This window comes from Isoptericola nanjingensis (assembly GCF_050311635.1).
GTDB lineage: Bacteria > Actinomycetota > Actinomycetes > Actinomycetales > Cellulomonadaceae > Isoptericola > Isoptericola nanjingensis.
In genome coordinates, this window is sequence record NZ_JBNOZL010000002.1 from 325,348 (window position 1) to 343,934 (window position 18,587).

At 73.3% G+C, this 18,587-nt stretch carries 13 protein-coding genes; 7 read left to right on the forward strand and 6 right to left on the reverse strand.

Annotation, left to right across the window (positions count from 1 at the left end; genetic code table 11):
* The first annotated feature begins 116 nt into the window (after positions 1-116).
* Positions 117-3,107, forward strand: a complete 2,991-nt coding sequence (locus ACQP6G_RS04335) for a fibronectin type III domain-containing protein (protein WP_429762979.1) — start codon at positions 117-119, stop codon at positions 3,105-3,107.
* A gap of 29 nt (positions 3,108-3,136) precedes the next feature.
* On the opposite strand, the gene ACQP6G_RS04340 is transcribed toward ACQP6G_RS04335, so the two are convergent.
* The 3 genes from ACQP6G_RS04340 to ACQP6G_RS04350 are packed head-to-tail and all read right to left on the reverse strand — an operon-like array spanning position 3,137 to position 8,574.
* Positions 3,137-5,266 carry a hypothetical protein gene (locus ACQP6G_RS04340; RefSeq protein ID WP_429762980.1) on the reverse strand — a complete coding sequence of 710 codons (2,130 nt, stop codon included), beginning with the start codon at positions 5,264-5,266 and terminating at the stop codon, positions 3,137-3,139.
* A 12-nt stretch (positions 5,267-5,278) separates the two neighbouring features.
* Positions 5,279-7,279 carry a DUF6807 family protein gene (locus ACQP6G_RS04345; protein ID WP_429762981.1) on the reverse strand — a complete coding sequence of 667 codons (2,001 nt, stop codon included), beginning with the start codon at positions 7,277-7,279 and terminating at the stop codon, positions 5,279-5,281.
* Positions 7,276-8,574 carry an ABC transporter substrate-binding protein gene (locus ACQP6G_RS04350; RefSeq protein WP_429762982.1) on the reverse strand — a complete coding sequence of 433 codons (1,299 nt, stop codon included), beginning with the start codon at positions 8,572-8,574 and terminating at the stop codon, positions 7,276-7,278. Before ACQP6G_RS04350 ends, ACQP6G_RS04345 begins: the two co-directional genes overlap by 4 nt.
* 207 nt (positions 8,575-8,781) lie before the next feature.
* Here ACQP6G_RS04350 and ACQP6G_RS04355 point away from each other — a divergent pair, with 207 nt between their 5' ends.
* Together ACQP6G_RS04355 and ACQP6G_RS04360 are read left to right on the forward strand one after the other, a co-directional pair.
* Positions 8,782-9,726 (forward strand): carbohydrate ABC transporter permease, encoded by a 945-nt coding sequence (locus tag ACQP6G_RS04355; protein WP_429762983.1) that lies wholly within the window; start codon positions 8,782-8,784, stop codon positions 9,724-9,726.
* A gap of 133 nt (positions 9,727-9,859) precedes the next feature.
* A complete protein-coding gene (locus ACQP6G_RS04360; protein WP_429763213.1) occupies positions 9,860-10,630 on the forward strand; it encodes a carbohydrate ABC transporter permease in 771 nt (256 codons plus the stop codon).
* Positions 10,631-10,654: 24 nt separating this feature from the next.
* Here the strand turns inward: ACQP6G_RS04360 and ACQP6G_RS04365 are convergent, their stop codons facing one another.
* Positions 10,655-12,760 (reverse strand): bifunctional lysylphosphatidylglycerol flippase/synthetase MprF, encoded by a 2,106-nt coding sequence (locus ACQP6G_RS04365; protein ID WP_429762984.1) that lies wholly within the window; start codon positions 12,758-12,760, stop codon positions 10,655-10,657.
* 112 nt (positions 12,761-12,872) lie between these two features.
* Between ACQP6G_RS04365 and ACQP6G_RS04370 the strand changes: the two genes are divergently transcribed.
* The 4 genes from ACQP6G_RS04370 to ACQP6G_RS04385 all read left to right on the forward strand — a co-directional run bounded on the left by ACQP6G_RS04370 (position 12,873) and on the right by ACQP6G_RS04385 (position 16,355).
* The gene (locus tag ACQP6G_RS04370) at positions 12,873-13,631 is read left to right on the forward strand and encodes a GH25 family lysozyme (RefSeq protein WP_429762985.1); all 759 of its coding nucleotides are present in this window, start codon (positions 12,873-12,875) and stop codon (positions 13,629-13,631) included.
* Positions 13,632-13,649: 18 nt separating this feature from the next.
* Positions 13,650-13,895, forward strand: a complete 246-nt coding sequence (locus ACQP6G_RS04375) for a hypothetical protein (protein ID WP_429762986.1) — start codon at positions 13,650-13,652, stop codon at positions 13,893-13,895.
* 3 nt (positions 13,896-13,898) lie between these two features.
* Positions 13,899-14,792 (forward strand): VanZ family protein, encoded by an 894-nt coding sequence (locus tag ACQP6G_RS04380; RefSeq protein ID WP_429762987.1) that lies wholly within the window; start codon positions 13,899-13,901, stop codon positions 14,790-14,792.
* Positions 14,793-14,876: 84 nt separating this feature from the next.
* A complete protein-coding gene (locus tag ACQP6G_RS04385) occupies positions 14,877-16,355 on the forward strand; it encodes a mannitol dehydrogenase family protein (protein WP_429762988.1) in 1,479 nt (492 codons plus the stop codon).
* 58 nt (positions 16,356-16,413) lie between these two features.
* On the opposite strand, the gene ACQP6G_RS04390 is transcribed toward ACQP6G_RS04385, so the two are convergent.
* A complete protein-coding gene (locus tag ACQP6G_RS04390) occupies positions 16,414-17,493 on the reverse strand; it encodes a YihY/virulence factor BrkB family protein (protein ID WP_429762989.1) in 1,080 nt (359 codons plus the stop codon).
* 68 nt (positions 17,494-17,561) lie between these two features.
* A complete protein-coding gene (locus ACQP6G_RS04395; RefSeq protein WP_429762990.1) occupies positions 17,562-18,509 on the reverse strand; it encodes a sugar-binding transcriptional regulator in 948 nt (315 codons plus the stop codon).
* Positions 18,510-18,587: the final 78 nt, after the last annotated feature.

Genomic DNA, 18,587 nt, shown 5'->3' on the forward strand with positions numbered 1-18,587 from the left:
CCTGTTGACGTGCACGGACGTCGGCGCTACGTCCAGGAAACCGCATTCCCACAATGTTGCGCACGTACAGAGAGGTACGGACGATGAGGGCACGACGGTCAGCAGCACGATCCGCGGTGGCGGCCGCCGCCGGACTGGCGGCGGCCCTGGCCGTCCTGGTCCCCGCGGCACCGGCGTCGGCGGGCGACGACGCCCTCCCGGCGTTCCCCGGCGCGGAGGGGTTCGGGTACGCCGCGACGGGAGGACGTGGCGGCGAGGTCTACCACGTGACGAGCAAGGAGCTGACGGGCCCGGGCACCTTCCACGACGCGCTCACCACCGCGGGCGACGTGCCGCGGACGATCGTCTTCGACGTCGCGGGGGACGTGACGATCCCGCAGATCGTCGCGCGCGACAAGCACGGGATCACGATCGCCGGCCAGACGGCGCCCGGCGACGGCGTGACCATCAAGGGGAACACCGTCCGGTTCGTCGAGTGCAGCGACGTCGTCATCCGGAACATGCGGTTCCGGCTCGGCTCGGCCTCGACGGACGACGCGATGTACATCGAGGACTCGCAGGACGTCATCGTCGACCACTCGTCGTTCTCCTGGGCGGGCGACGAGGTCCTCTCGATCAAGAGCAAGGACTACGACGCTCCGCGGTCGAAGAACATCACGGTGCAGTGGTCGATCATGTCGGAGGGCCGGCTGACCCACTCCATGGGCGGGCTCGTCGAGATGAACACCATCTCGATGCACCACAACCTCTACGCCCACAACAACGACCGGAACCCGAAGACCAAGGGCGTCATGGACTTCGTGAACAACGTCGTCTACAACTGGGGCGACTTCCCCTACGTGGCCGGCGGCGAGTCGGGCACCAAGGGGTACGGCAACGTGGTGGGCAACTACTTCGTCGCCGGCGTGAACTCCGCGAACCCCACCGCGGCGGTCGTGCGGGGCAACGAGAACTACCAGGTGTTCCTCGACGACAACCGGATCGACAGCAACCGGGACGGGGTCCTGAACGGCCGGGACACCGGCTCGGGGATGATCGAGGCCGCCCGCCCGGCCGTCCGGGTGCCCGAGCGCTTCGAGTACCCGCCGGTGCACACCCAGAGCCCCCGCCGCGCGCTCGACCTGACGCTCGACCACGCGGGCGCCTCGGTCGCGCGCGACGCGGTGGACGCGCGCGTCGTCGACGAGGTGCGGCACCAGACCGGCGCCATCATCGGGGACGAGTCGGACGTCGGCGGGTACCCGGAGCTCGACGAGGGCACCCCGGCGACGGACGCCGACCGGGACGGCATGGCCGACGACTGGGAGCTCGCGCGGGGACTCGACCCGGCGGACCCGGAGGACCGCAACGGCGACGACGACGGCGACGGGTACACGAACCTCGAGGAGTACCTGAACGAGCTCGCGGCGCCGGGCTTCCCGAAGGGCTACCCGCTGACCCCGGTGGAATGGTCCGGCGACGCCTTCGAGCCGCCGGCGCCGGAGGCCCCGGAGGCCGCGCCGGCCGCGCCGCTGGAGGGCGACGCGATCCGCAGCGCCGTCGTCACGGACTCGAGCACCAACGGGGCCGCCAACGCCGCGCTGTGGTCGATCCAGCAGGACCTCCAGGTGGGCGACTTCGTCGCCGGGGACCGGATGACCGGCAGCAAGGCCTACCGGTTCACGTCGGTGCCGGCGGAGATCCAGGGCCTCGAGTGGGTCCGGTCGGCGGTCGAGTCGCGCGCCGCCACGAACGACGACCTGCTCTCCTTCTTCCTGCCCGTGGACGCGGACGTCTGGGTCGCGCACGACACGCGCATCTCCCCGCGCCCCGCCTGGCTGACCGACCGCTACGAGGCCACGGACCTCACCGTCGCCGACGACCACGGCGGGTCGTGGAAGCTCTTCAAGGCGCGGTTCCCCGCCGGGTCGCACGTGGTCACCGGGGCCAACGCGGGCGGCACCGTCCTCAACTACGTCGTCGCCGTGGACCCCGTGCCGGGCGCGGACGAGCCCGTGAGCACCGCCCCGGCGGACCTCGGCGCCGAGTCGTCGGGGGCCGCGGGAGGCCTCGGGGTCGACCTCTCCTGGACCGGCTCCGCCAGCGCGACCGCCTACCTGGTCGCCCGGGCGTCGTCGTCCGAGCCGGCGATGCGGGTGGTCGGGACCACCGCGGACACCTCGTTCCGTGACGCCGACGTCGAGGCCGGGGTCCCGTACCGGTACCAGGTGACGGCCGTCGGACCCGGCGGGGCCTCGGACGCGTCGGCCGCGGTGAGCGCGCTGGTGACCTCGGGGTCCACGACGGCGCCCGCGCCGGGCGACCTCGCCGTCGGTGCCGCCCGGAGCTACTCCGTCGACCTGGGCTGGTCCGCCGTCGACGGCGCCACCGCGTACGGCGTCTACCGCGCGCCGGCCGAGGGCGGCGAGCTCGAGCTGCTCGGCCACGTGGCGGACCCGTCGTACACCGACGACACGGCCGAGCCGTCGTCGTCGTACCGCTACGCCGTGACGACGGTCTCCCCGGGCGGGGAGTCGGAGCCGTCCTCTGCCGTCTCGGCCGCGACGTCGGGCCCGCTGGACCCGGTGGTGGCCCCGGGAGGGCTGCAGGCCACCGAGGTGTCGGCCGCGGCGTTCGCCCTGGGCTGGGAGCCCGTGCCGGGCGCCGAGACGTACCAGGTGTACCGCCGTGACGGCGGGGGCGCGTTCGCCCTGGTCGGCACGACCACCGAGCCGGCGTACGAGGACGACACCATCGGCGCCTCCGTGGCGTCCTACGACTACGCCGTCACGGCGGTCAACGAGCTGGGCGAGTCGGAGCGGAGCGCGAGCCTCACCGTGCCGCTGCCCGTGCCCGCGCCGCCCACCGACCTGCGCGTGGGGCTCCAGGGCGCCACGTCCACGGGCCTGGTCTGGACCTCGGGCGGGGGCGCGACGGAGTACCGCGTGCTGCGGTCCGAGGCCGGCGGCGATCCGCAGGAGGTCGGCGTCGCGAAGGTGCACACCACCTACGACCGCGACCTCGAGCCCGGCACCGCGTACACCTACCGGGTGGTGGCCGTGAACGCGGCCGGCACGTCGGAGCCGTCGGCCCCGCTGCGGGCCGTCACCCTGCCCGGCTCGCCGTGAGGCGCCGCCCGGGCCGGCGGTGACCGGCGTCAGACCGTGGCGGGGAACCCCTCCAGCTGGACGTCCCAGCCGGCGGGGAACCCCGCCCCGCCGTCGAGGTGGGTGCGCGCCATGAGCGCGACGGCGGCGAGCAGGCCGCCGTTGCCCGGCAGGTACAGGGGCAGCGAGTCCGTCTGGTGGTTGTGCCCGTTCGGCAGCACGACGTTCTTGCCCGCCGCGTCCATGAGCGCGTCGACGGCCCAGCCGGGCTCGCCGAGGCGCGTCGCCGTCATCGCCATCATGGGGTAGTCCCAGCCCCAGGTGGACGTCCAGTCCCAGTCGCGCAGCACGTCCAGGTAGGTGGCGCGCATGACGTCGGCGTCGATCAGCCCGACGTCGGGGACGATGCCCAGCGCGCCGAGCATCGAGGGGTGGTCGGTCCGGATCGTGTACGGCTCGACGTCGACGCCGGTGTAGACGCCGTCGCGCACGTGCGGCGCCATCATGCCCTCCGCGACCTCGGCCCACCGCTCCTCGACCGGCAGGCCCAGCCGCTCGCGCCACGCGTTGGCGGTGCGCAGCGCCCAGCGCCAGTACGCCAGCTCGAACGGCGGGTTCGACAGGCGGGCTCGCTCTGCCGCGTAGCTCTCCTGCGCGGGCACGACCGGCGGGCCGAGCGTGAACCCGTCCGTCCCCCTCTGGGCGAAGTCGGCCATGAACTCCGCCGACGCGAAGACGACCTCGGCCTGCTCGCGCAGGAACGCGTCGTCGCCGGTGACCCGGTGGACGAGCTCGGAGAGGTAGACGACGTGCGGTTGCTGCCACACGAGGTGGACGCCGATGGAGCTCGGCGTCTCGCGCAGCACGGAGCCGAGCTGCTTGGGCCAGCGAGCCCCGGCGTAGCCCTGGGCGTGCGCGGTGTCCCGGGCCAGCGGCAGGGCGTGCCGGTACCAGCCGAGGCTCGGCTCGAGGAGCTCGGGGCGGCCCCACATCGGGAAGTGCGCGGCGTGCCACCAGTGCATCTCGAGGTGGAACTTGCCGCGCCACGAGTTGCACACCAGCCCGGTCTCCTGCGGCGGGAGGGACCCTGCGCTGTTCACGGCCGTGACGTACTGCGACAGCACGACGCGCCGCTCGAGCTCCCGGGCGCGCGGGTCGTCGGTCCCCGCGAGCTGCAGGGCCGCGCCGGACTCCCAGAAGTCCCGCCAGTGCGCGGCCGCGGCGCGGTGCACCTCCTGGGCGTCGCCTGCGGCAGCCGCGGTGTCCGCGTGCCCGGCCCGGGAGGGCAGCAGCACCATGTCGCCCTGCCCGTCGGTGGTGAGCTCGACGGCCACGTCGACGTCGTCGGCCGTGGGCCGCAGGACGACGCGGTGCGGCGCGACGTGCGTCAGCTCTGCGCCGGCGGCGGCGACGTGCACCCGGTAGGTCGAGTCGTCGAGCCGCCGCTCCACGAGCCACCCGCCGGGCACGGCCGTCACGGACGTGGAGTGGGCGTCGGGGGAGTCCCAGTCGGCGGCGTTGTGCCAGTCCGACGAGCCGTAGGGGAAGTCGACGGCGATGGCGAGCCCGGCGGCCCGGGCGGACGCGACGGTGACGCCGATCCGATCGCGGGTCGGGTGGACGGAGGTCCGCACCCGCACCGGCACGCCGCGGTGGGAGAACGCGCTGTCCACCGTCCCCGACCACAGGTCGAGGACCTGGCGGGTGCCCGTGAGGTCAGCCGGGCGCAGCGCGACGAGGGGCTCGCCGTCGTCCTCGTCCCTGGTGACCGCGACGAAGCCGATGCGGCCGAGGTCGAGGCGGTGCGGGTTGGCCCGGAACCACCGGGTGGCGTCGTACCCCGGCGTGTCCCGGCGGCTCTCCTCGACGTACGGCACGAGCCGGCCGTCGACCTCGTACCGCCGGGTGGTCTCCTCCAGCGCGTACTCCCGATCGCCCGCGATCGAGTGCCAGGCCCACTGGGTCTGGGTGCCGAGGAGCGTGCCCGGGTCGTCGCGGTCGGGCTCGTGGCCCCGCTTGTGCACCGGGTACTCGCCGGGCATCGACTGCAGGCCGGTGAGGTCCACGGTGAAGCCGAGCTCGCCGTTCCCGACGGTCACGGGGCTGCGCGGGTCCAGGGCGGTCTGCACGACGTCGTGCCGGCGCACGAGCGCGCGCCGGTCGATGGGCTGGGAGTGCACGGTGGGGCCCCTTCAGGCGGGTCGGGCGGCGAGCGGTGCGGGCGCGAGGTCGCGCGCCAGGGTGTCGGCGGCGAGCCGCGCGACGTGGTCGTCGTCGAGGACGCCGTCGGCGACGAGCACGCGGACGCGCCGGCGCAGGGGCTCGTCGACCGGCGCGGTGGTGCGGCGGTCCCACGCGAGCGCGAGCCCGACGCCGGGGTAGCCGGCGGAGCGGACGAACCACGGGTCCGTGTCGTCGTCGTGCGCGGCGACGACGACGAGCGTGGCGGGCCCCGAGTCGAACGTGGCGGTCCAGGCCAACCACGGAGACGTGGTGCCGTGCACGGCCTGCTCGCCGTCGGCGTCCGCGGTCCGCACATGGACGTCGGTGCAGGGCGCGATGCGCCAGAAGAAGCCGCCGTAGCCGCCGCCGGCCCGGCCGTTGCTGCCGGGGCCGCCGAGCGGGACCGGGGAGCCGGTCGCGCTGCGGAGCTCGGTCCGCAGGTCGAGCCACCAGCCGTCGGGGGAGGGGGACGCCTCCCACCGGCGGTGCTCCGTCAGCAGGGCGGCGCCCGCGGGGTCGCACCAGGTCAGCGACTGCTCGGCGACGCCGCCGTGGCGGGCGTGCCGGTCGAGGCGCACGTGCCCGTGGTCGGCCCGCCAGACGTACTCGCGGTCCTCCGCCGTGAACGTGCGGCCGCCCCAGAGGTTGGTGCCGCTCACGTCCTGGATCGCCAGGCCGGCGCCGAGGTGCCAGGCGTGGTCGGCCGGCAGGTGGTCGGTCACGACGACGCCGTCGAGGGTGGAGACCGGGTGCAGGTAGGGCCGCGGGGAGAGGATCGGCGCCACGTCGGCGCCGTCGCGGAGCTCGGCGACCGGCACGCCGCCCACGTCGAGCACGTCGAGGGCGGGTCGCCTCCGCGCCCACGGCACGCCCAGCTCGGCGAGCGTCGCCTGCGCGACGACCGCCCGCGCGAGGATCGCGTCGACGTCGTGCACGACCGGTCGCCGGTCGCGGCCCGAGCCCGTCCAGGTCACGGCCTCCGGGGGGATCTGGCGGGGCGCATCGGCCACCCGCACCGCCTCGAGCACGCGCATGAACGCGCCGGAGTCGGCCAGGGGGCTGAGCAGGTCCGCGCCCGTCGCGCGGTGCACGAGCAGGTCGTCGAGCAGGTGCGCGCGGCCCGCGGTGAGGGTGCGCCGTCCGGCGACGCCGTCCACCGTGAGCTCGTCGGTGGTGTAGCTCAGCTCGATCGTGCCGCGGGTGCCGCGCACGCGGATCACCGGGGCCGTCTGCTCCTGCGCGCACAGCGTCAGGGCGAGCGTCACGGCGACGCCGCTGGCCGTGCGGACGCGGACGACGGACGTGTCGTCGGCGTCGATCGCGTGCGCGCGGTAGAGGTCGGCGTCGACGTCGAGCACGTCGTCCGCGCGCCGGGCGCCGGCCAGGCGCAGCGCCGTCACGACGGCGTGCGCGAGCGGGTTGGTCGACACGCCGTCCACCACGTCGACGCCGTCGAGGACGCGCCTGCCCGCCCACGGGGACCGGTCGTAGTAGCCGACCGTGCGCGACCACGTCCCGACGGCGCCGACGGCCAGCACGTCGCCGATCTCGCCGGCGCGGAGCGCGTCCTCGATGATCCCCAGGGCCTCGGACCCCAGGCTCTGGAACCCGACCTGCACGACGCGGCCGGCGTCGCGCGCGGCCCGCTCGAGCTCGACGTACTGCGCCCACGACGCGACCGGCGGCTTCTCCACGTAGACGTCCGCTCCGGCCGCGATCGCCCGCAGCGCGAGGGGCGCATGGGTGTGCGGCGGCGTCGAGATCACCACCACGTCGGGCTCGACGCCGGCGTCCAGCAGGTCGGCGAGCGAGTCGAACCAGGGGACGCCGCCGGCGTCGTCCTCGGGCGGGCGAGGGTCCGCGACGCCGAGCAGCCGGGCCCGGCCGGAGCGCTCGGCGCCCCGCAGGTGCTCCAGGTGGCGGGTCGCGTAGCCGTGGCCGCCGACGAGGGCGACGCCGGGGGCGGTCACTTCAGCGAGCCTTCGACCTCGGAGATGAACTGCTCGGCGGCGTCGTCCGGCGTCGTCCGCTCGAAGAGCACGTCCTGCATCAGCCGGGTGAAGATGTCCCCGGTGCTGCTGGCGCCCTCGGGGGCGGGCATCCGCGCGCCGGCGTCGGACGCGGCGATCTCGTCGATGAGGTCGACCTCCTTCTGCTGCACGGTGCTGAGGCTCTCGCGCAGGTGGTCGCGCACCTCCGCGTTCGCCGGGACCCCGCGGTCCGTGCCGACCGCGTCGACCACGCGCGGGTCGTTGATGAGGTAGTCGAGCAGCATCGCCGCGGCCTCGGGGTGCGCGGTCTTCGAGGTGATGGCGTACTCCATCGTGGAGCCGACGCGGTTGCCGACCGCCTCGGCCTCGCCGGGGAGGTTCGCCTCGACGACGGAGTCGCCGAGCGCGTCCGCCTTGAAGTTGCTCCACGCGAAGGCGATCCCCTGCTTGCCGGTGCCGAACAGCGACTGCTCGGGCACGGCCGTCGAGTCCTCCACGAAGATGCTGGCCTCGGGGGTGGCGCCGTTCTTCTGGGCGTCCAACCAGAGCTGGAACCAGGCGGACACGGTCTCGGGGCTCACGCCCACGGTGCCGTCCTCGGCGAAGATGGCCTCGCCGTGCTGGTGGGCCCAGGCGTCGAGCAGCGAGGAGTTGGCGAACGGCACGGTGCCGTAGGTGCCCTTCGGGCTCTGGTCGGACAGCTGCTGCGTGATCGCGGCGAAGTCGTCCCACGTCCACGTCGACGTGTCCGGGAGCTCGACCCCGGCCTCCTCGAAGACGGCCGGGTTGAGGAAGGCCGCCAGCGCGTTGACGCCGGACGGGACGGTGTACTGCGTGCCCTCGATCTCGCCGATCTTGAGCGTGTCCGCCGGCACCTTGGAGGTGTCGAGGTAGTCGGACACCGTGCCGAGGTCCAGCAGCGCGCCGCGGCCGGCGTACTCGCTCGGGTAGGAGCCGCCCATCGTGATCAGGTCGGGGGCGTCGCCGCCGGCGACCTGCGTCGCGAGCATGTCCCAGTAGCTGCCGAAGTCGCTGCTCTGCGTCTCGACGGTGATGTTCGGGTGATCCTCCTCGAACCCCTTGATCGCCTCCTTCGTGATCTGGTTGCGCTCCTCCCCGCCCCACCATGCGAAGGTGATCGTCACCTCCTCGTCGGGGTCGTAGGGGGCGGCGTCGGCGCCGGGCTGGTCGACGGCGCAGCCCGCGGCGGTCGTCAGCACGACGAGGCCGGCGGTGGCCGTCGCGACGGTCGTCCTGAAGTTGAGTCTCTGCATGGGGTCGTACCTCCCTGTACGAGCAGCCCGTCCCCTGGAAGGCTCGCGACGGTCGGCGTCGGCGAGCGGGAAGGCGCTTCCCAGACTACGAAGAGTTCGATACTGTGGTCAACGGTTACCCCAAAAGTTGCGCGCTGGTGCGCAGCGCTCCGTGGTCGAGGAGGTCCACGCGATGAATCGTTCCACAGCGCAGACGGGCTCGTCCGGATGAGCGCGATCACCGAGCTCTCGAAGCTGAAGCGAGGCGGTCGCCCCCTGGACCCGCGTGAGCGGAAGGCGGCGCGACGGGACAACAAGGCGGCCCTGGTCTTCCTGCTCCCGTGGCTCCTGGGGCTGGTGGTCATCACGGCAGGCCCGATGATCGCGTCGTTCTACCTGTCGTTCACCGACTACAACCTGCTCGAGGACCCGAACTGGGTCGGCCTGGAGAACTACCTCCGGATGCTGACCGACGACCGCCTCCACCAGTCGCTCCGGGTGACCCTCACCTACGTCGTCGTGGGAGTGCCCCTCCAGCTCGCCGTGGCGCTCTTCATCGCGGTGGCGCTCAACCGGGGCATGCGCGGGTTGTCCTTCTACCGCTCGGTCTTCTACCTGCCGTCGCTGCTGGGCGGGTCGGTGGCCATCGCCATCCTGTGGCGCCAGATCTTCGGCACGACCGGCCTGGTCAACCAGGTGCTCGGCCTCTTCGGCATCGAGGGTATGGGCTGGATCTCCAGCCCGGACACGGCGCTCGGCACGATCATCCTGCTGCACGTGTGGACGTTCGGGTCGCCGATGATCATCTTCCTCGCCGGGCTGCGGCAGATCCCGACCATGTACTACGAGGCGGCCGCCGTCGACGGGGCCACCAAGGCCAAGCAGTTCTGGCGCATCACCATGCCGATGCTCACCCCGATCATCTTCTTCAACATCGTGCTGCAGACGATCGGGGCGTTCCAGTCGTTCACCCAGGCGTTCATCATCTCGGGCGGGATCGGCGGCCCGTCCGACTCGACGCTCTTCTACACGATGTACCTCTACAACACGGGGTTCAAGGACTTCGAGATGGGCTACGCCTCCGCGATGGCGTGGCTGCTGGTCCTCATCGTGGGCGCCCTCACCGCCGTCAACTTCATCGCCTCGAAGTATTGGGTCTACTACGATGACTGACACCATCCAGCGGGACGTCGAGACGGCCCCGGCCCCCCAGGAACCCGCGCCGGTCGCCGCGCGACGTCGGCGCTCCTCCCACCCCGTGCGGAGCGTCCTCAAGCACCTCGTGCTGATCGTCACGGGCGCCGTGATGATCTACCCGCTGCTGTGGATGGTGGTCTCGTCCCTGCGGCCGGACGACCTCATCTTCAGCCAGCCCGGCCTGTGGCTGAGCGACGTCGACCTGTCGCACTACCCGGACGGGTGGAACGCGCTCAGCCACCCCTTCGGCCGTTACATGCTCAACTCGGCGGTCGTGGTGCTCGGGTCCGTGCTCGGCACGCTCGTCTCGTGCTCGATGGCGGCCTACGCGTTCGCGCGGATGCGGTTCTCCGCCAAGACGCTGCTCTTCGCGATCATGCTCATCACGATCATGCTGCCGGGGCACGTCACGCTGGTGCCGCAGTACGTGCTGTTCTCCCAGCTCGGCATGGTGAACACGTTCTGGCCGTTGGTCGGGCCGAACATGCTCGCGACCGACTCGTTCTTCATCTTCCTCATGGTCCAGTTCATCCGGGGGCTGCCCAAGGAGCTGGACGAGGCCGCCCGGATCGACGGCGCCGGCCATGCGCGGATCTTCCTGCGCATCATCCTGCCGCTGATGACGCCGGCCCTCGCGACGACGGCGATCTTCACGTTCATCGGCACCTGGAACCAGTTCTTCAGCGCCCTCATCTACCTCACCGACACGGACATGATGACCGTGCCGGTCGCGCTGCGGCTGTTCGTCGACTCGCAGGGGGAGAGCAACTGGGGAGCCATGTTCGCGATGTCCATCGTGTCGCTGCTGCCCGTGTTCTTCGTGTTCCTCTTCGGTCAGAGGTTCCTGGTCCGCGGCATCGCCACCACGGGCATCAAGTGACGGGCGACGCCGTGCGCCGCGCGCTCAGCGGCGGGACGACCGGGCGGCCGCGACCAGCTCGCGCGCGTGCACGTCGGGCAGGTAGCACCGCACGAGGGCGAGTCCCACCAGGGGGAGGGTCGCGGGCTCGGTCACCACGAGGTAGAGCGGAGCGTTCCGTGGCTGGAACTTCATCTTGAAGCGGTGCAGGGACTCGAACCCGTAGAGGGGCTCGAGGCGCTCCGCGAGGCGGTCGAGGACGGCGTCGAGGCCCCCGGGAGAGGGGAGGTCGCCGTGGGCGAGCGGGCTGCCGGACAGCGATGCCTCCAGGGCGCCCTCGTCCCGGAACGTCGTGAGGGCGGACGCGATGAGCAGCTCCATCGTGTAGCGGAACGAGTCCGGTGCGCGCCGCATGACGTCGAGCGTCCACCCGACGACCTGCCCGTCCGGTGCGTGCACGGGCAGCCAGCTCGTCACGCCGTGCACCCGACCCTCGCCGTCCACCGCGAGCCCCACGCGCACCTCCGGGTCGAGGGCCTCGCGCACCCCGCCCAGCGTGAAGGCCATCTCCGGCAGGTCGCTGTCGCCGAGCCACGCCTCGGAGATCGCCCGCACCTGCGCGAGCGTCTCGGGCGGCTCGTCGACCAGTCGCACCAGCCGGTGCTCCATGCCCTGCTTCGCGGCCTGGTTGAGCGCCGTGCGCACGTCCTGCCACTTCTTGCCCCGGAACTCCAGGCCCGGCAGGTCGATCACGGCCTCCTGGGCCACCGGCACGAGGGTCCAGCCTCGCGATCGCCCGATCTCCGCGACCTCCTCGCTCGCGGAGAAGAAGCACGACCCCGCGCCCGCCGTCGACGCCGCCCCCACGAAGGCGTCCACCAGCTCCGCACGGCCGTCCGGCCCGTCGCCGACCGGGTCCGTGAGGACGACGACGACGCCGGCGTGCGCCTGGTAGGCGACGTACCCGTCCTGCCCCTCGGGCGTCCACCGCTCGAGCCCGTCCCAGGTCGTCATCCAGGCCAGCCGCTGGCCCGCCCCGAGGCGGCGGAGCGTCGCGCGCGCGTCGTCCTGGTCCAGCCGGGCCCCCGCCGACGGCCGCGCGTGCCGGCGGGCGCGGAACGACGACCGCCGGACGACCAGCAGCGCCAGCGCACCCAGGTCCAGCAGGAGCATGAGCAGCACGAGCGGCAGCTCCTCGGGCAGCGCGAGGGACGCGGCCAGCGCGAAGAGCGCCTCGCCGAGCACCCCGAGCAGCGTGAGCGCCACGGCCAGCCGCCACCACGACCTCCTGCCCCGGAGCAGGCCGACGGCGAGGACCAGGTCGACCGCGACGGCGAGGACACCCGTCGGCCAGCCGCTGCTGGCGACCTCGCCCAGCGGTCCTTCGCTGGGCCCGGCGGCGAAGCTCGTGAGCACCACGATCAGGGCCGAGATCGCGAAGTAGCCGGCGGCCGTCGCCCGGTCGCGCTGCAGGCGCCCGGCGCGTGTGCCGCGCCCCAGCCTCGCTCCCAGCACCGGGCGGGCGACGACGAGCCCGGCCACCCAGCCGACGACGTGCTCGACGTCCGCGATCCCGCCCCAGATCACGAGGGCGGCCAGGACGTAGATCGCGATCAGGGCGCTCGCCCGGAACCGCCACGGCGGTGCCAGGCTCAACGCCGTCACGGTCACCGCCCCGACGACCCCCGCGCTGAAGCCGACGTCGAGCACCTGCGCCAGACGTTCCGCCCAGTCCCAGCCCGTCCGGGCCAGGAGGGCGAGACCGCCGGCGGTCCCGACGACGCCGACGAGCTGGCAGGTCACCGCCGTGACGACCGCGCGCCGGGTCCCGAGGCGGAGCTCCGTCCAGCCGACGAGCAGGAGGAAGACCCCGGCGACAGCCACGTACTCCCACGGTTCGAGGGCGAACAGCGAGCCCGTGACGGGCGTCCACCACCGTCCGTCGGCGAACGCCGGGGCGCCGAACGCGACGTTCGCGAACCACGGGTGGTCCTCGAACGGCGACCACAGGGCGCCGGTGACGACGCCGAGCACGAGCATCAGCGCGACGATCCCGAGCGTGAACGGGGCACGCCTCGCCGTGCGGAGCAGCCGCAGCGCCGGGGAGGTGGTCGACGGCGGCGCCGCAGCCTGGTCGGTGGCGTCGGTCATGCGTCTCCTCACCTCGGATGAGGGCATCATTCCGCGGGCCGCGTCGCGGCGCGCGCCGTCCGACCGGCCCGGTGGTGGCCCGGCGTGGGCGTGATCGGGGATCATCAGCGGGATGAGCGGCGAGCGAGCAGGGCGAGGTCGGGGTCGGCGTGCGCTGGCGGTCGCCGTCGGGGCCGTCGTCGTGCTGCTGGGCGTACTGGCGCTGCTGGTGTGGAACGGGGTGCTCTGGCCCAACCGCCTGGCTGCCGACCGGTACGCCGTGCGCGGCGTCGACGTGTCCGCCTACCAGGGCGAGATCGACTGGCCCGTGCTCGCGGACCAGGACCTGGACTTCGCGTTCATCAAGGCCACCGAGGGCTCCGCCCACGAGGACGAGCGGTTCGCGGCGAGCTGGGAGGGAGCCCGCGCCACCGACCTGCTCGTCGGCGCCTACCACTTCCTCTCCTTCGAGAGCCCCGGCGCCGACCAGGCGGCGCACATGATCGACGTCGTGCCCGCCGAGAGCGGCACCCTGCCGCCCGTCGTCGACGTCGAGTACTACGGCGACTTCGCGGCCGACCCGCCGACGGTCGACGAGCTCCGGGGCATCCTCGACCCGATGCTCGACGCGCTCGAGGAGCACTACGGCGTGCCGCCGATCCTCTACACGACGCAGCAGATCCGGGCGGACTACCTGGGTGACGACTACGACCGGTACCCGCTGTGGATCCGGTCCGTCGCCTCCACCCCCGACCTGCCGCGCCGCGACTGGGAGTTCTGGCAGTACTCCGACCGCGACACGCTCCCCGGCTACGCCGGCGAGGAGGAGCACATCGACATGAACGTGTTCGACGGCACGATCGGCGATCTGAGCGCGCTGACCCAGCCGTAGCCGCCTACCGTCGGCGGCGTGATCGATCGATGGACATGGCCGGCCGCGGTGGGCGTCGGCCTCGGGGTGCTGGTGTTCCTCGGGGTGCTGATCCCCGTGCTGCTGGTGCAGCAGCGACGATACGGGCGGCTCGACGCGCGGCGGGTGCTCGGCGCCGCGGCGCTCGCGGTGTACGTCGTGACGCTGCTCGCGTACACGCTGCTGCCGCTGCCGTCGGGGGACCTGGCCGCGTGGTGCGCGGCGCACGGGGTCCCCGGCGCGTAGCTGGTGCCCCTGCACTCGCTGGACGACGTCCGCCGGGAGACGGCGGGCCTCGGGCTGCTGGCCACGCTGCGCAGCGCCGCGGTGCTGCAGGTGGCGTTCAACGTGCTGCTCTTCGTGCCGTGGGGCGTGCTGGCGCGGCGATTCCTCGGGTGGGGCGTGGCCGGGTCCACCCTGAGCGCGTTCGTCGCGTCGGTCGCGATCGAGACGGTGCAGTACACCGGGATCCTCGGGATCATCCCGTGCTCCTACCGCGTGGCCGATGTGGACGACGTCCTCACCAACACGCTCGGCGGCCTGCTCGGCGCGCTCGTCGCACCCGTCGTGCTGCGCTGGATGCCGCAGGCGCGCGAGCTCGCCGCCGCGCGCCTGGAGCCGCGGCCGGTGACGTTCTGGCGGCGCGTCCTGGGGATGGTCACCGACCTGCTCGCCGCGTTCGCGCTGGGGGCGGCGCTGCAGCTCGCCTACCGGGTGGGGGTGCTGGCGACCGGCCGGGACGTCTCGTCGGCGACGACGGGGCCCGACGTGCTGCTCGGCACGGTGGTGCCCGCCGTCGTGGTCTTCCTCCTGCCGCCGTGGGTCAGCTCGGGCGCGTCGCTGGGGCAGCGGGCGGTGTGGCTGGAGCCGCGATGGCCCGACGGCGCGGGGGCGCTGCGACGGGGTCCGCTCGCGCGGCGCCTCGCCCGCGGGTACCTCGTGCTCGGCCTGTACGGGGTGCTGGGGATCGTGGAGGCGGTGCCGCCCGGCGACGCGTCGAACGCGTGGGCCGGGGCGCTGCAGAACGTGGTGGCGCTCGCGGCCCTGGTCGGCGTCGTCGCGACCGGCGACCGGCGCGGCCTCGCCTGCGTCCTCACGGGCGCGCGGATGGTCGACGCGCGGACGGGGCACCGGCCGCGGTGACGGCAGTCCGCGCTCATCTGTGACTATCGCAGTGCTCGTTTGCTACGTTGGTCCTTCCCGTACCCGACGGAGCAAGGACGCACCATGACCGCACTCAGCGCCGAGACCGTGGAGTCGCTCGCGAGCGACGACCTGGCTGTCCCGCAGTACGACCGCAGCCGCCTGCGCGCCGGCATCGTGCACCTGGGCGTCGGCGGGTTCCACCGCGCGCACCAGGCGATGTACCTCGACCGGCTGATGAACGCCGGCCAGGCGCTCGACTGGGCGATCTGCGGCGTCGGCGTGCTGCCGCACGACGCCCGCATGCGCGACGCGCTCGCCGCGCAGGACGGGATGTACACGCTGGTGCTCAAGCACCCCGACGGCACGCTCGAGGGCCGCGTCATCGGCTCGATCGTGGACTTCCTGCTCGCGCCGGACGACCCGGAGGCGGTGCTTTCGACGATGGCCTCCCCGGAGATCCGCATCGTGTCGCTGACCGTCACGGAGGGCGGCTACAACGTCAACCCGGTGACGGGCGAGTTCGACGCCGACGACCCGGCCGTGCGTGCGGACCTCGAGCCCGGCGCCGTGCCCGCCACGACGTTCGGGCTGGTCACGGAGGCGTTGCGCCGCCGCCGGGACCGCGGCGTCCCGCCGTTCACCGTGCAGAGCTGCGACAACATCCAGGGCAACGGCGACGTCGCGCACCGCATGTTCGCCGCGTTCGCCCGGCTCAAGGACCCGGAGCTCGCCGGGTGGATCGAGGAGCACGTCCCGTTCCCCAACTCGATGGTCGACCGCATCACTCCCGTCACCACGGACGACGACCGCACCATGGTGGCCGAGCGGTTCGGGGTCGACGACGCGTGGCCGGTCGTGGCGGAGCCGTTCACGCAGTGGGTCGTCGAGGACCGGTTCGCGGACGGGCGCCCGCCGTACGAGGAGGTCGGCGCGCAGCTCGTCGACGACGTCGAGCCGTACGAGCTGATGAAGCTGCGCCTGCTCAACGCCAGCCACCAGGCCCTGTGCTACCTGGGCTACCTGGCCGGGTACCGGTACGCGCACGAGGTCTGCGCCGATGAGACGTTCGTGCGCTTCCTGCGCGACTACATGGCGCGCGAGGGCGCCCCGACGCTGCTGCCCGTGCCGGGCGTGGACCTCGAGGAGTACGAGGCCACGCTGATCGAGCGGTTCGCCAACCCGCACGTGCGCGACACGCTCGCCCGCCTGTGCGCCGAGTCCTCCGACCGCATCCCGAAGTGGCTCGTCCCGGTGATCCGGGCGAACCTCGCCTCCGGCGGCGACGTGCACCGGTCCGCGGCCGTCGTCGCCGCGTGGGCGCGTTACGACGAGGCCGTGGACGAGCAGGGCGAGCCCATCGAGATCGTCGACCGCCTCGCCGACCGCCTGAAGGCCGCGGCGGCGAGGAACCGGGAGGACCCGCTGGTGTTCGTCCGCGACGAGGAGCTCTTCGGCGACCTGGCGTCGGAGCCGCGGTTCGTCGAGGCGTACACCGCCGCGCTGGAGTCGCTGCACACGCTCGGCGCCCGCGCGACGGTCGAGGGCCTCGTCGCGGGCTGAGCCCCGGAGGCGTCCGTCAGCCGGCCGCGCTCGGTCGGCTGCGCTCGGTCGGCCGCGCTCAGTCCGCCGCGCGGTCGCGGGCGGCGGCCTCGCGGACCGCGCGGTCCTCGGCGACGGCGTCGCGCCGCTTGCCGGCCTTCTTGTCGCTGGCCTTGGTGTCGCGCGGCGGGAGCTGGATGTTCTCCTCGGCGGCGATGCCGTCGTTGAGCTCGCGGCTGCGCTCCACCTCGGCGTCGAGCTCGGCGCCGAACAGCAGCACGAGGTTGACGATCCACAGCCACAGCAGCAGCACGATGAACGTGGCGAGGATGCCGTACGAGCCGTAGTTGGAGAAGCTGCTGCCGACGTACCAGCCGAACGCCGCGGACGCGATCGCGGTGACGACGATGGCGACGACAGCGCCGACGCTCAGCCAGCGGAACCGCGGCCGCTTCACGTTCGGGGTGAAGTGGTACAGCATCGCCACGGCGACGACGACGAGCAGGAGCGCCACCGGCCACTTCGCGATGCCCCACACGGTGAGGGCGACGTCCCCCAGGCCGATCGCCTCGCCCACGGACCGGGCGATCGGCCCGGAGAGCACCAGGCTCGCGACCACGACGGCGGCGATGATCAGCACCACCAGGGTCAGCGCGAACATCGCCGGGCGCAGCTTCCAGACCGGGCGCCCCTCCTCGACGTCGTAGATCCGGTTCATCGCGCGGCCGAACGCCCCGACGTACCCCGACGCCGACCAGAGCGCGAGCACGAGACCGACGACGAGGGCGATCCCCGCGCCCGTGTTGCCGACCGCGTTCTCGATGAGGGGCTCGACGATCTTGATCATGTCCTCGGGCAGGAACTCCGAGACCGTGTTCATCACGGAGTCGAGAGCCTTCTCGGCGTCCCCGACGAACCCCAGCAGCGACACCAGCGCCAGCAGCGCGGGCGCGGACGCCAGGACGGCGTAGTACGTCAGCCCGGCGGCGAGGTCGGTGCACTGGTCGGCCCCGAACTCACGGACCGTGCCCTTGAGGGCCCGGCCCCAGGACGGCTTCGGCGCGTCGGACGGCGCGCGCGGGGTGTCGGGGACGTCGTGCGTGGCGTCGTCGTCCGCCCGTGCGCGACGCTCGGGCTGGTGCTCGCCGGACTCGGTCATGGTGGCCTCCTCGGTCACCCCCAGGCTCGACGGCGCAGGTCATGCCCGCAATCGGGACAGCGGCGGCGCTACCCGGCGGACGCGTCCACCAGCTCCTCGAGCGCGCCCGCGGCGGCGTCGTCGCACACGACGGTGGTGGCGATGCCGCCCGCGACGGCGGCGCGCAGGCCGGGCGCGGCCTCGCGCCCGTAGCCGGCGGTGACGACCTCGGGGGTGCGGACGAGCTGGTCGAAGGTCACGCCCACCACGCGGGCGTCGAGCGGCGTGACGACGCGGCGGCCCTCGGCGTCGAAGAGCCGTCCGGAGCACTCGGCGACGGTCCCCGCGGCGGTGGCGGCGCGCCGCTCGTCCCCCGTGACCTGGGGGAACACGGTGGATCCGGTGGCCGTCCACGCCCCGATCGCGACGACGGCGACGTCGAGGCCGTCGGCGCGGTCGAGGGCGGCGGCGATCTCGGGCTGCCGGCGCATGCCGGCGGCCGTGCCGGGGTCGGCCACGAGCAGCGGCGACCAGACCGGCCAGGTGCGCACGCCCGGCATCCGGCGGAAGCCCTGGATCATGTCGAGCGAGTCGCCCGACCCGTCCACCGGCAGCGCGCCGACCAGCTGCACGACGTCGCACGCGGGCAGGGGATCGAGGTGGCGCACCGCGATCTCGATCGTGCGGGACCAGGAGACGCCGAGGGTCGCGCCCTCGCGCACGTGCGCGGAGACGACGCCGGCGAGCGCACGGGCGACCGATTCGCGCGTCGCGCCGGGGGTGCCGGCCGCGCCGGCGATCACGACCTCGCGCGCGCCGAGGCGCTCGGCCAGGCGCCGGGCGCGGCCGGCGTCCAGGTGGGCGGGCGGCGAGATCTCGATCCGTACGACGCCGCTCTCGCGCGCCTCGGCGAGCAGCCGGGCCACCTGGAAGCGGGAGATGCCGCGGGCGGACGCGATGTCGACCTTGGAGCGGTTGTCGAGGTAGTAGTCGCGGCTGACCTCCACGAGGAGGCGGGCGTGCTCGGCGTCGGTCACGGGATCATCCTCCTCGCAGGTCGGGCCGCCGCGCCACTCTGAGCGCTCGGTCCTTGCTCACGTGAGCATCACGAACTA

Excerpts from the sequence above, each read along its gene's own strand:
- ACQP6G_RS04350 (WP_429762982.1), bottom strand. The coding sequence starts at position 8,574 with ATGCAGAGACTCAACTTCAGGACGACCGTCGCGACGGCCACCGCCGGC.
- ACQP6G_RS04385 (WP_429762988.1), top strand. The coding sequence starts at position 14,877 with ATGACCGCACTCAGCGCCGAGACCGTGGAGTCGCTCGCGAGCGACGAC.
- ACQP6G_RS04360 (WP_429763213.1), top strand. The coding sequence starts at position 9,860 with ATGATCTACCCGCTGCTGTGGATGGTGGTCTCGTCCCTGCGGCCGGAC.
- ACQP6G_RS04390 (WP_429762989.1), bottom strand. The coding sequence starts at position 17,493 with ATGACCGAGTCCGGCGAGCACCAGCCCGAGCGTCGCGCACGGGCGGAC.
- ACQP6G_RS04355 (WP_429762983.1), top strand. The coding sequence starts at position 8,782 with ATGAGCGCGATCACCGAGCTCTCGAAGCTGAAGCGAGGCGGTCGCCCC.
- ACQP6G_RS04365 (WP_429762984.1), bottom strand. The coding sequence starts at position 12,760 with ATGACCGACGCCACCGACCAGGCTGCGGCGCCGCCGTCGACCACCTCC.
- ACQP6G_RS04370 (WP_429762985.1), top strand. The coding sequence starts at position 12,873 with ATGAGCGGCGAGCGAGCAGGGCGAGGTCGGGGTCGGCGTGCGCTGGCG.